The 12,675-nt window shown below is 72.1% G+C and carries 10 protein-coding genes; 5 read left to right on the forward strand and 5 right to left on the reverse strand.

The window, feature by feature from the left end; translation table 11 throughout:
• Positions 1–648, forward strand: a 648-nt coding sequence (locus CCN56_RS35960) for a DUF4239 domain-containing protein (RefSeq protein ID WP_256962354.1), incomplete at its 5' end; no start/stop codon positions are given.
• A 44-nt stretch (positions 649–692) separates the two neighbouring features.
• Here CCN56_RS35960 and CCN56_RS35965 read toward each other — a convergent pair.
• On the reverse strand, positions 693–2,114 hold the full coding sequence (locus CCN56_RS35965; RefSeq protein ID WP_086831957.1) for an amino acid permease: 1,422 nt from the start codon (positions 2,112–2,114) through the stop codon (positions 693–695).
• A 145-nt stretch (positions 2,115–2,259) separates the two neighbouring features.
• Between CCN56_RS35965 and CCN56_RS35970 the strand changes: the two genes are divergently transcribed.
• On the forward strand, positions 2,260–3,090 hold the full coding sequence (locus CCN56_RS35970; RefSeq protein ID WP_086831958.1) for an IclR family transcriptional regulator: 831 nt from the start codon (positions 2,260–2,262) through the stop codon (positions 3,088–3,090).
• A gap of 41 nt (positions 3,091–3,131) precedes the next feature.
• Here the strand turns inward: CCN56_RS35970 and hutC are convergent, their stop codons facing one another.
• Positions 3,132–3,908: a histidine utilization repressor gene (gene hutC / locus CCN56_RS35975; RefSeq protein ID WP_086831959.1), complete on the reverse strand. Its 777-nt coding sequence runs from the start codon at positions 3,906–3,908 to the stop codon at positions 3,132–3,134.
• Positions 3,909–4,092: 184 nt separating this feature from the next.
• Between hutC and hutU the strand changes: the two genes are divergently transcribed.
• Both hutU and hutG read left to right on the forward strand, forming a co-directional pair.
• The gene (gene hutU / locus CCN56_RS35980; RefSeq protein WP_086831960.1) at positions 4,093–5,778 is read left to right on the forward strand and encodes a urocanate hydratase; all 1,686 of its coding nucleotides are present in this window, start codon (positions 4,093–4,095) and stop codon (positions 5,776–5,778) included.
• Positions 5,775–6,755, forward strand: a complete 981-nt coding sequence (gene hutG, locus CCN56_RS35985) for a formimidoylglutamase (RefSeq protein WP_086831961.1) — start codon at positions 5,775–5,777, stop codon at positions 6,753–6,755. The genes hutU and hutG overlap by 4 nt, the downstream gene beginning before the upstream one ends.
• Positions 6,756–6,848: 93 nt before the next feature.
• Here hutG and CCN56_RS35990 read toward each other — a convergent pair whose 3' ends face one another.
• The 3 genes from CCN56_RS35990 to hutH all read right to left on the reverse strand — a co-directional run bounded on the left by CCN56_RS35990 (position 6,849) and on the right by hutH (position 11,858).
• Positions 6,849–7,418, reverse strand: a complete 570-nt coding sequence (locus tag CCN56_RS35990) for a HutD family protein (RefSeq protein WP_086831962.1) — start codon at positions 7,416–7,418, stop codon at positions 6,849–6,851.
• An 83-nt stretch (positions 7,419–7,501) separates the two neighbouring features.
• The gene (locus tag CCN56_RS35995) at positions 7,502–10,219 is read right to left on the reverse strand and encodes an aminotransferase class I/II-fold pyridoxal phosphate-dependent enzyme (protein ID WP_086831963.1); all 2,718 of its coding nucleotides are present in this window, start codon (positions 10,217–10,219) and stop codon (positions 7,502–7,504) included.
• 103 nt (positions 10,220–10,322) lie between these two features.
• Positions 10,323–11,858, reverse strand: a complete 1,536-nt coding sequence (gene hutH, locus CCN56_RS36000; protein WP_086831964.1) for a histidine ammonia-lyase — start codon at positions 11,856–11,858, stop codon at positions 10,323–10,325.
• A gap of 128 nt (positions 11,859–11,986) precedes the next feature.
• Here hutH and CCN56_RS36005 point away from each other — a divergent pair.
• The coding region (locus tag CCN56_RS36005) for an IclR family transcriptional regulator (protein WP_086831965.1) at positions 11,987–12,675 on the forward strand (689 nt) is incomplete at its 3' end.

Genomic DNA, 12,675 nt, shown 5'->3' on the forward strand with positions numbered 1-12,675 from the left:
ATGTTCGGCGCGATCTACGGGATCATCCTCGCGTTCGTGGTCGTCACCCTGTGGACGCAGCTGGACCACACCCAGACCGTGGTCTCCCAGGAGGCCACCGACATCTCCCTGGTCGTCCGCGGCACCCGGTCCTTCCCGGCCGCGGAGCGGGCGCGGATCGACAAGGCGGTGGGCGAGTACGTCCACGCCGTGGTCGAGGTGCAGTGGCCGAAGATGCGCGACGGACGGCCGGGCTTCGGCGCCACGTCCCAGCAGCTCGGGGCGGTGTACGAGGCGCTGGAGGCGTACGACCCGGCCACGGCGCGCGACCAGGCCTTCTACGGGGAGGCCGTCACCCGCCTCAACGACGCGGCCGCGATGCGGCGGGAGCGGATCAACATCGCCACGAACGAGCTCCCGGTGCTGCTCCAGGTCCTGGTCTACGGCGGCGCGGTGGTCATCATCCCGCTGACCTTCCTCTACGGGCTGCGCAGCCTGAGGATGCAGTTCCTCTTCGTGGCGAGCGTCGCCACGCTGATCGGTTTCAGCCTGCTCCTGGTCCTGGTCCTGGACCGACCCTTCGCGGGCGACCTCACCGTGAGCTCGCAGCCCTTCAAGGAGTCGTCCCTGTCCCGGTTCTGGCCCCGCGGGGCGCTCGGCCCGCCGTGACGACACGGTCGGAGTCCGCGTCCGCGGGGGCCGTTCGCGACGGGTCAGACGGCGGTCCCGACCGGTTCCTCCGCCGTCGTGGTCGTCGCCCCGTCGGCTGCGGGCCGGGGCCGGCCTCGGCGGACCGCGAGGAGGTAGACCACCGTCAGGAGGGCCAGCCAGACCACGCCGACCTCGAGCGCCACTCGGGTGCTCTCGTGGACGCCGAGCAGGACCAGCACCGCCGCCATGAAGACGAGGGTGATGATCTGGCCGTAGGGCCAGAACGGGGCCGGGAACTTCAGGGCCGCGGCCTCCTCGGGGGACATCGCGCTGCGGGCCTTGAGGTGGGTGAGCATGATCATCACCCAGACGAAGACCGTCGCGAACGTGGCGACGGAGGCGATGATCAGGAAGATCTCGCCGGGGACGACCGCGTTCATCACGACGCCGAAGAGCAGGGCGCCGATCATGACGAGGGTGGTCACCCAGGGCACGCCGTCGGGGGTCGTGCGGCGCATGGCGGCGGGGCCGTGCCCGCGCTCGGCGAGGCCGTACATGGTGCGGCCCGCGGCGAAGATGTCGCTGTTGATGGCGGATAGGGCGGCGGTGAGGACCACGACGTTGAGGACCGCGGCCGCGGACTTGAGGCCGACACCGGCGAAGATCTGCACGAAGGGGCTGCCCGAGTCGCTGATCTGCTGCCACGGGGTGATCGACATGATCACGGCGAGGGTCAGGACGTAGAACAGGATGATGCGCAGCGGGATGGAGTTCACCGCGCCCGGGATGGTCTTCTCCGGGGACTCCGCCTCGCCGGCGGTGACGCCGATGATCTCGGTGCCGCCGAAGGCGAACATGACGATGGCGAACGAGAGCACCCAGCCGTCGATGCCGCCGGCGAAGAATCCGCCGTTGTTCCACAGGTTGTCGATGCCGACGTGGACGTGGCCGGTGCCGAGGCCGAGGGCGATGACCACGATGCCGACGACGATCATCGCGACGATGGCGACGATCTTCACGAGGGACAGCCAGAACTCCAGCTCGCCGAAGACCTTGACGCTGACGAGGTTGAGCGTGCCGACGACGAGGACGGCGGCCAGGACCCAGATCCAGCGCGGGACTCCGGGGAACCAGAAGCCCATGTAGACGCCGATGGCCGTGACGTCGGCGACGGCGACGATGACCATCTCGAAGGCGTACGTCCAGCCGGTGAGGAAGCCGGCGAGCGGCCCGAGGTGCCGGTTCGCGTACTCGCCGAAGGAGCCGGCGCTGGGGGACGCCACGGCCATCTCGCCGAGGGACCTCAGGACGAGGAAGACGGCGGCGCCGCCGATCAGGTAGGCGAGCAGGACGGCGGGGCCGCCCGCCCGAATGGACTCGGAGGAGCCGTAGAAGAGCCCGGTGCCGATCGCCGAGCCGAGGGCGATGAAGCGGATGTGCCGGGAGTTGAGCCCACGGCTCAGGCCGGTGTTTTCGGTGCGCAAACGAATGTCTCCCTCTGGGGGGCGGATGCCGGAGGAGACCTGGGCGGGCGATGTGCCTCGCGGCACCTGCCCGTCGTCCGAGCTCTCGACGGCGAATGCCAGCCTGTATATTCCTGTCTATACAGGTGCGTCAAGAGGTGGCCCGATGAATGAACGCGAAGAGACGCCCGGTACCGCGTCGAGCGCCTCCCCGGCGGTCGCCCGCGCCCTGGACATGCTCATGTACCTCGCCGCCCGGCCCGGTCTCGTCCAGGCCGCCACCCTCGCCCGTGACCTGGGCATTCCGCGCTCGTCCGCGTACCACATCCTCACCGTGCTGACCGACCGCGGCTTCGTCACCTACGTGCCGTCGGAGCAGGCGTACGGGCTCGGCGTGTCCTCCTTCGAGGTGGGCTCGGCCTATCTGCGCCACGAACCCCTCGAGCGGCTCGCCCGGCCGATCCTGCGCACGGCCGCGAGCCGCCTCGGCCAGACCGTGCACCTGGGGATCCTGCACGGCGCGGAGACCGTCTACCTGCTCAAGGAGCGCCCACCGGCCCGGGCAGGGGACATCGACATCGCACTCGTGACGGATGTCGGCGTACGCCTGCCGGCCCATCTGACGGCCAACGGCCGCGCCATCCTCGCCCACACCTCGGAGGCACAGCTGCGGGCACTGTTCCCCCGGCCCGCCGATCTGACCACCCGCACCGGCCGCGGGCCGCGCTCCCTGCCGGAACTGACCGGCGAGCTGGCCCGGGAGCGGGAGCGCGGCTGGTCGCAGGAGGTGGAGCTGGTGTCCCAGGGCTTCTGCTCGATGGGGGTGGCCGCGTTCGACCACAACGAGCGGCCGGTCGCCGCGATCAGCACCACCTGGCGCCGCCACCACGGCCGGCACGACACCGAGGAGGTGCGCCAGGCCCTGGCGCAGGGTGCGGCGCGGCTGACCGCGGCGGTCTCGGGACACGCACCGCCGGGGACGCGGACCGCCGCCTGAACGGCCCCCCCACCCGAGCCGAAAGACCGGACCCGGCCGTCTCAGTGCGTGGCGAACGCGCCTTCGAGGCGGTAGCGGGAGCCCGGGTGGAGCAGGCGCGCGATGCTCACGAGCTCGTCCCGCGACCACGTGCGGCGCAGGATCATCAGGCACGGCTCGGACGGCCCGATGCCGAGGATCGCGCATTCCTCGGGCGACGCCAGGACCGCCTCCACGATGTGCTCGCCCCGGCCGAGCGGCGCGACCTTCGACAGGAACGTGTACGGCGTCTGCAGCGTGAAGTCCTGCTCCAGATAGCCGGGGGCGAAGGCCGGGTTGACGTAGCGGTCCTCCAGCTGGAGCGGCACGCCGTCCTCCAGGTGCACGACCCGGGAGCGGAAGACCGGCTCCCCCTTGGCGAGCCCGAGGTGCGCGGTGGTCCGCTCGTCGGCCCGCTCCTCGCCCAGGGACAGCACGCGGGCCCCGTAGCGGTGACCGCGGGCGTGGACCTCGTCGGCGATGTTGTGGACTTCCAGGAGCGCGGAGCTCGCCTTGCGCTCGGCGACGAAGCTGCCGACGCCCATGACGCGCCGGATGACGCCCTCGGCGGCGAGCTCGCGCAGGGCACGGTTGACGGTCATGCGGGACAGTCCGAGGGCGTCGACGAACTGGCTCTCCGAGGGCAGGGCGTCGTCCTCCTGCCAGTGCCCGTTCCTGATCTGCCGCTCGACGAGCTCCTTGACGCGCTGGTACGCGGGGACGGAACCGCCCGCACCCTGCGCGTACCACCGGGCCAGCTCCGCCGGGTCCACGACCACGCCGCCCACCGTCCTCGCCATCCGCTCCCCCTGCCTCCTGCCTGCGACGATCCTATGGGAGCGGTGCCATCGGCGAACGGGCCGATGGTCCCCTTCCCGGGGAAGTGTCTCGGATCCGAGAGATGCGGGCGCCGCCGCTGGTCCCGGCTCCGCCGCTCGCGTGTCATGAGGGTGCACAACGGCTCGATCCCCCTGAGGAGCACACATGACCAGCCCTTCCCACGAAGCGCCGGGCGTCGTCCGGGCCCCGCGCGGCACCGAACTGAACTGCCTCGGATGGCAGCAGGAAGGCGCCCTGCGGATGCTCATGAACAACCTCGACCCCGAGGTCGCCGAGCACCCCGAGGACCTCGTCGTCTACGGCGGTACCGGGAAGGCCGCCCGCAACCACGAGGCGTACGACGCGATCGTCCGCACGCTCAAGACCCTCAAGGACGACGAGACCCTCCTCGTGCAGTCCGGCAAGCCGGTCGGCGTGATGCGCACGAACGAGTGGGCGCCGCGCGTGCTGCTCGCCAACTCCAACCTGGTGGGCGACTGGGCCAACTGGGAGGAGTTCCGCAAGCTGGAGGCCGAGGGCCTGACCATGTACGGCCAGATGACGGCCGGTTCGTGGATCTACATCGGTTCGCAGGGCATCCTGCAGGGCACGTACGAGACCTTCGGTGCCGTCGCCCGCAAGAAGTTCGGCGGCACCCTCGCCGGCACCATCACGCTGACCGCCGGCATGGGCGGCATGGGCGGCGCCCAGCCGCTGGCCGTGACGATGAACGACGGCGTCGCCATCTGCGTCGACGTCGACGAGACGCGCATCGACCGCCGCATCGGCACCCGCTACCTGGACGTGAAGGCCGACGACCTCGACCACGCCCTCGAACTGGCCGTCCAGGCCCGCGACGAGCGCCGCGGCCTGTCCATCGGCGTCGTCGGCAACGCCGCCGAGATCTTCCCGGAGCTGCTGCGCCGCGAGGCCCCGATCGACATCGTCACCGACCAGACCTCCGCCCACGACCCGCTGGCCTACCTGCCCGTCGGCATCCCGGTCGAGGACTGGCACAAGGAGCGCGAGGCCGACCCGGCCGGCTTCACCGAGCGCTCGCGCACGTCGATGGCCCTGCACGTCGAGGCCATGGTCGGCTTCCTCGACAAGGGCGCCGAGGTCTTCGACTACGGCAACTCGATCCGCGACGAGGCCCGCAAGGCCGGTTACGACCGGGCCTTCGACTTCCCCGGCTTCGTCCCGGCGCACATCCGCCCGCTGTTCGAGGAGGGCCTCGGCCCGTTCCGCTGGGCCGCGCTGTCCGGCGACCCGGCCGACATCGCCAGGACGGACGCCGCGATCAAGGAGCTGTTCCCCGAGAACGAGCACCTGCACCGCTGGCTGGACATGGCCGGCGAGCGCGTCTCGTTCGAGGGCCTGCCCGCGCGCATCTGCTGGCTCGGCTACGGCGAACGCCACCTGGCCGGCCTGAAGTTCAACGAGATGGTGGCGAACGGCGAGCTGTCCGCCCCCGTCGCCATCGGCCGCGACCACCTCGACTCCGGCTCCGTGGCCTCCCCGTACCGCGAGACCGAGGCCATGCTCGACGGCTCCGACGCCATCGCCGACTGGCCGCTGCTCAACGCCCTGGTGAACACCTCCTCCGGCGCCTCCTGGGTCTCCATCCACCACGGCGGCGGCGTCGGCATGGGCCGCTCCATCCACGCCGGCCAGGTCTGCATCGCCGACGGCACCGAGCTGGCCGCCAGGAAGCTGGAGCGCGTCCTGACGAACGACCCCGGCATGGGCGTCATCCGGCACGTCGACGCCGGTTACGAGTACGCCGCCTCGGTCGCCAAGGAGCGCGGCGTGCGCGTCCCGATGACGGAGACCGGGGACGGCGCGGCGTGAGCGCGTTCCAGCAGACCGCTCCCCCGGTCACCGACGTCCCGGCCCGGCCCTGGTCGGGCCGGGACGACGGGCCCGGTGCGGAGCACCTGCGCTGGCACAAGGCCGTCGAGCTCGATCCCGAGCTGACGGGGCCGGGCGACGTGGCGTTCGTCGGATTCGCCAGTGACGAGGGCGTGCGCCGCAACAAGGGGCGGCAGGGCGCCGCGCAGGGTCCCGACGCCCTGCGGCGGGCCCTCGCCTCGATGGCGCTGCCGAAGCCGCTGCGGGCGCTCGACGCCGGTGACGTGGAGGTCGTCGGCGACGCGGCCGACGCCCTGGAGGCCGGTCAGCAGCGGCTGGGCAGCGTGGTCGCGCACCTCGTCGACGCGGGCCACCCGGTGGTGGTCCTCGGCGGCGGCCACGAGGTCGCGTTCGGGACGTACAGCGGTCTGGAGCAGACGCGGGCGCTGAAGGCCGGCGGGCGGCTCGGCGTGCTGAACCTCGACGCGCACTTCGATCTCCGCGACGACGTGCGGCCCAGCTCGGGCACGCCGTTCCTGCAGATGGCGCAGAGCGAGCGGCGGCACGGCCGTGACCTCGACTACCGGGTGCTCGGCATCAGCCAGGCCGCCAACACCGAGACGCTGTTCCGCACCGCGGCGTCGCTCGGGGTGCGGTACCTGGCGGACACCGAGTGCGGGCTGCTCGACATCGCGCGGGTGGAGTCGTTCGTCGACGAGTTCCTCGCGAGCTGCGACCTCGTGCACCTGACGATCGACCTGGACGTGCTGCCGGCGGCCGTCGCCCCCGGGGTCAGCGCGCCCGCCGCGTACGGCGTGCCGATGGAGGTCGCCGAGCGGGTCTGCACCCGGGTCGCGCGCAGCGGCAAGCTCGTGGTCGTCGACGTCGCCGAGCTCAATCCGGAGTTCGACGTCGACCAGCGCACGGCACGGGCCGGCGCGCGTCTGGTGCACCGGACGGTCACCGCCTGGGTGTGACGCCCTCCCTCCGAACAGGCCGCCAGGTCGCCCGGCATACGAGAGCCGCGGCCTGGCGGCCGCGGCCTTCCCGCATAGATCACCCGGCTCCCCTCAGCGGATGTCCGTGAGGGCGACGATCGCGAGGACCCCGTCGACGACGATGTCGACGGGGTCCTCGTCGTCCTGGAGCAGGACCGTGTCGAGCCGGCCGAGGCGGACGGACTCCCGGTCCAGGGTCGCGCTGCCGTCGAGGACGATCGCGAGGACACGGGTCCCGGGGGCGGGGCTCAGCACCGTGGAGCGGCGTTCGACGGACACGTCGGCCTTCGCCTCGGTGCGCCGCACCATGACGTTGAAGTCGACGATGGGGCCGTCGAGGAGACGGCAGTCGGTGGTGGCGTCGCCGGAGAAGGCGAAGGGCGCGTAGCGGGTGTCGACGACGTGTTCCGTGCCGTCGACGGTGAGGGCCATGCCCGGTCCCTCGACGACGGTGATGATCCGGTCGACGCCCTCGAACGCGGAGAAGGGGCCGCTGCTCGCGACGTCGGCGACGCTGATCCGCCACGCGAAGTCGTCGGTGCCGGCGCCCTGGGGGTGGGCCAGGACCTCGGTGGTGATGCCGCCGCCGTTCTTCCACGGTGCGGGGGTCCGGTCGTTCGCGCGCAGGATCCGGGGTGCCATGAAGTGTTGCTCCTTCGGGAGAACGCGACCTCCTCCCCCGCCGCCTGGGGCCGCGGGAGAGGAGGTGCGTGGGTCGGGTCGGGCTAGCGCTCGGCGGTGTGGCGTGTTTCGAGGGCGGTCTCGGTGAAGACCCGGTATCCGGCAGCCGGGTCGTATCCGTGGATCTCGCGGGTGTCGAGGGCGGCCATGTAGGTCAGGACGTCCTTGCTGACGACCTGTCCGGGGACGAGCACCGGGAAGCCGGGCGGGTACGGGGTGACGAACGTGGCCGAGACCACCGTACGGCCCTGCGCCATGGCATCGGTGAGGGCGTCCACCGAGAGGTGCTCGCACTCGGTGTCGTCGTAGGCGAGGAAGAACGCGGAGCGCATGTCGCCCTCGGGGGTGCGCGGGCTCGGCCGGAACGCCGGGTGGAACGCGCTGAAGTCGGGCAGGGCGGCGGAGCCCGCGTCGAGTCCGGTGGCGGCGCTGTCGTGTGAGGCCCGGTCGTGCGGACTCATCTCGCCGATGCGTTCCTCCAGGTCCTCGGCGATGCGGACGAGCACCTCGATCAGGTAGGCGACGGCGCTGCGGGTGGTGCCGATGTTCGTCATGAACAGCAGCGTGTTGCGGGTCGTCTTGTTGACCTGGATGCCGTGCCGGTCCATCAGGAGGTCGTGCTTGAACGTGTCCCCGTCGATCCCGGTGAGCCCGATGTGCAGGGTGGCGCGGGTGGGGTCGAGGACGAACTCGTCCTCCTCCCAGGCCCGTTCCATCCGGGCGAGGCCGGTGCGCAGGGGCTGTTCGATGCCGGAGGAGCGGAAGCGGTGCGGGACGAGTTCCGGTGTGGTGAGGATGCGCAGGTAGCGGCTGAGCAGCGGGTGCTGGGCGACCGCGTCGCGGAGCACACCGGCCTGTTCGAGCTGCTTCTGCACGAGGGCGAAGCCCTCGAAGACGGCCTGCCGGCGGCCGAGGTCCATCGAGGCGAGGATCTGGTAGTTGGGCGACGTCGAGGTGTGCGTCATGTACGCCTCGTGGAACACCTCGGCGACCTTGTGGCGGAAGTCCTGGTCGAAGACGTGGACCATGGAGCCCTGGCGCATCGAGGTGAGCGTCTTGTGCGTGGACTGCGTGGCGTAGACGCGGACCCGGGCCTTCTCCGGGTCGGGCATCAGGCGGGTGTGGACGAGGGTCTCGTCGTCCGGGTCGTCGCCGAGGCTCGCGCGGTGGGCCGCGTAGGCGTCGGCGTACCCGGGGTCGCGGTAGCGGTCGGTGAGGGTGCGGGCCGCGGCCATGGCGGTGCGCCGGCGGTAGACGGGGTGGAAGCGGGCGAAGGCGAACCAGGCCTCGTCCCACAGGAACGCCAGGTCCGGCTTGAGGGCCAGGCACTCCTCCATCACGCGCGAGGGGTTGTAGACGATCCCGTCGAAGGTGCAGTTGGTGAGCATGAGGAGCTTGACGCGGTGCAGGACGCCCTCGTGCTTGAGCATCAGCAGCTTCCGCTTGATCTCCTCCACCGGTACGGCCCCGTACATGCCGTACTCGTCGAGGGGATAGGCGTCGAGGTAGACGACGTGGGCGCCGGCGAGGACGAGCCCGTAGTGGTGGGACTTGTGGCAGTTGCGGTCCACGAGCACGATGTCGCCGGGGCGTACGAGCGCCTGCACGACGATCTTGTTGGCGGTGGACGTGCCGTTGGTGACGAAGTAGGTCCGGCGGGCGCCGAAGGCCTCGGCGGCCAGGTCCTGGGCCTCGCGCAGCGGGCCGGTGGGGGCGAGCAGGGAGTCCAGGCCGCCTGAGGTGGCGGAGGTCTCGGCGAGGAAGATGTTCAGGCCGTAGAAGTCGGCGATCTCCGGGATCCAGGGCGAGTTGAGCACCGAGGCGCCGCGGGAGACGGGCAGGGCGTGGAAGACGCCGGTGGGCTTGCGGCTGTGGGCGCGCAGGGCGGTGAAGAACGGGGCGCGGTGGCGTTCGGTGATGCCCTGCAGGATCGACAGGTGCAGTTCGAGGAGGCCCTCGTGGGCGTGGAAGACGCGCCGGAAACGGCGGCCGATGCGGCTCGCGGTGGACTCGACGGCCCGTTCGGACACGAGGTAGAGGTCGAGTTCGGGGCGCAGGGCGAGGAGTCGGTCGCCCAGGGCGCGGATCCGCTCGCCGCTGTCCCCGGGTGTCGCGGCGGTGTCGGTGGCTTCGTCGAAGAAGCGGCGGACGACGCTGAGGTCGTGGCGGGAGCGGTCGGTGAACCGGTCGCGGATGACGACGGCCTGGAGGCTGGAGTTGACGAGGGACGCGATGACCGCGTCCTCGAAGCTCGGGGCGACGACGATCTCGTAGGCGAACTCGTCGTCGGAGCGGCGCAGGCGGCGCAGTTCGACGCGCAGCGCCTGTTCCTCGGCGGCGTCCAGGTCGCCGACGACGAGGACCTCGAAGTACGGGACGGAGGACGCGGGCGGGGTGTGCGGGGTGTCCGTCGTCTCGTCGGGCGCGGCGCCCGGGGCGGCGGAGGTGTGCGGGGCGGTGACGTGGTGCCGGTGTCCGGCGAGGGCACGGTACAACTCTTCTGCACGCTGGGCGAGTTGACGGTACTCCCGCTGGCCGTACAGCCCGCGGAGCTCCTTCAGGGCGGCCGTGCCGGGGAAGGCCCAGCAGTGCTCGACGGGTGCCAGGAGGCGGATGAGTTCCTGGATGCGCGCGGCGGTGTCCGGGCGGCCGTCCGCGCCCTGTGCGGCGAGGCGGTGGGTGAGGTCCGTCAGTGAGCTCCAGGCGTCGGCGCGCAGTTGGCCGACGCTGTTGTGCACCGTGGCGGTCGGCAGGTCATTCACCGGGGAACGGCTCCTTCTGGGGGCTGGGCATGCGCGGCGGGGGCCTACCGCGCCTTCCGGGTCCCCGCGGGGACCCGGAAGGCGCGAGGGACTGCGTCCCCGGTCAGACCAGGGCGCCGGTCACGGACTCGGCGGCGGCCAGGGCGCGGCCGGAGGCCACGTACTGGACGGCCTCCTCGATCTCGGGGGCGAGCCAGCGGTCGGTGCCGGGGCCCTCGACGGTCTCGCGCAGGCCGTCGCGCACCGCGGCCGTGGCCGGGGCGGGGGTCAGCGGGGCGCGCAGGTCGAGGGCGCGGGCGGCGGTGTAGAGCTCGACGGCGAGGACGCGGCCGAGGCCGTCGATGGCGCGGCGCAGCTTGCGGGCGGCGGCCCAGCCCATGGACACGTGGTCCTCCTGCATGGCGCTGGAGGGGATCGAGTCGACGGAGGCCGGGGTGGCGAGCCGCTTGAGCTCGGAGACGATCGCGGCCTGCGTGTACTGGGCGATCATGTGGCCGGAGTCGACGCCCGGGTCGTCGGCGAGGAAGGCGTTCAGACCGCGGTTGCGGGCCGGGTCGAGGAACCGGTCGGTGCGGCGTTCGGAGATCGAGGCGACGTCGGCGACGGTGATGGCGAGGAAGTCGAGCACGGCGGCGACGGGGGCGCCGTGGAAGTTGCCGTTGCTCTCGACGCGGCCGTCGAGGGTGACGACCGGGTTGTCGACGGCGCTGGCGAGCTCGCGGGAGGCGACGAGCATGGCGTGGGCGAGGGTGTCGCGGGCGGTGCCGTGGACCTGCGGGGTGCAGCGCAGCGAGTAGGCGTCCTGGACGTAGGTGCAGTCCGGGCCCGCGTGGCTGGCGATGATCGCCGAGTCGGCGAGCAGGGAGCGCAGGTTGCCCGCGCTGTCGCCCTGCCCCGGGTGCGGGCGCATGGCCTGCAGGTCGGCGGCGAACACGGCGTCGGTGCCGAGCTGGCCCTCGACGCTCATGGCGGCGGCGATGTCGGCGGTGCGCAGCAGGCGGCGCAGGTCGTGGCCGGCGAGGACGAGCATGCCCAGCATGCCGTCGGTGCCGTTGATGAGGGCGAGGCCCTCCTTCTCCTCCAGGACGACCGGGGTGATGCCGGCCTCGGCGAGGGCCTCGGCGGCGGGCTTGCGCTCGCCGTCGGCGGTGCGGACGACGCCCTCGCCCATGACGGCGAGCGCGCAGTGCGCGAGGGGGGCCAGGTCGCCGGAGCAGCCGAGCGAGCCGTACTCGTGGACGACCGGGGTGATGCCCGCGTTCAGGAGCGCGGCGTACGCCTCGGCGGTCTCGGTGCGGACGCCGGTGCGCCCGGTGGCGAGGGTGGACAGGCGCAGCAGCATCAGGGCGCGGACGACCTCGCGCTCGACCTCGGGGCCGGAGCCCGCGGCGTGCGAGCGCACGAGGCTGCGCTGGAGCTGGGTGCGCAGTTCGGTGGGGATGTGGCGGGTGGCCAGGGCGCCGAAGCCGGTGGAGACGCCGTAGTGGGGCTTGGCGTCGTCGGCGAGGGCCTTGACGACCTCGCGACTGCGGGCGATCTCCTGGAGCGCCTCGGGGGCGAGGGTCACCTGGGCACCGAGACGGGCAACGGACACGACTTCGTCGGCGGAGAGGGCACCGACACCAACAACAACGTTCATGCCCCTATGAAGCCGCAGGCGGGAAGGGGTCCGCGAGCCCTTCCTGGCAGCTCGTGTCTGGGATGCCAGACATCCGGTCTGGGATCCCAGACAGATGGTTTGGGACGTCCCTGGTCTACTCTCGCCCCATGAGCATCGTCCCTGCCGCCGCGCAGGTGCTGGCCGTCCTGCGCTATCTCTCCCGTCAGGCCGCGCCCGTCCCCGCGGCCGCCATCAGCCGTGACGTGGGGCTGCCGCGCTCGACGACCTACCACCTGCTCGACACCCTGGCGGCGGACGGCTTCGTGGTCCACCTGCCGGAGGAGAGGCGTTACGGTCTCGGGCTCAGCGCCTTCGAGCTGGCCTCCGGGTACGAGCGCCAGGCGCCGTTCCAGCGGCTCGCGCGGGCCCCGCTCGCCTCGCTCGTGGACCGCACCGGGCACAACGCGAACCTCGCCGTCCTGCACGGCCGCGAGGTCATCTACGTCATCGAGGAACGCGCCCCGGGCCGCCCGCCCCTGGTCAGCGAGGTCGGCGTCCGGCTGCCGGCCCACCTGACGGCGAGCGGCCGGGCCGTGCTCGCGCTGCTGCCGCCCGCACAGGTGCGGGCGATCTTCCCCGACCGGTCGGCGTTCGTGCAGCGGCACGGCGCCGGCCCCGCGACGCTGACGGCGCTGCGCGCCCTGCTGACCCAGGCACGGCGGCGCGGGTACGCGACGGAGGAGGGCGAGGTGACACCGGGTCTCTCCTCGGTCGCCGCACCCGTCCTGGACCACCACGCGCATCCGATCGCCGGGGTCGCGGTCACCTTCCCCGACGAGGCGGTCGACGAGACGGA

It is taken from the genome of Streptomyces sp. NRRL B-24572, assembly GCF_002156145.1.
GTDB lineage: Bacteria > Actinomycetota > Actinomycetes > Streptomycetales > Streptomycetaceae > Streptomyces > Streptomyces vietnamensis.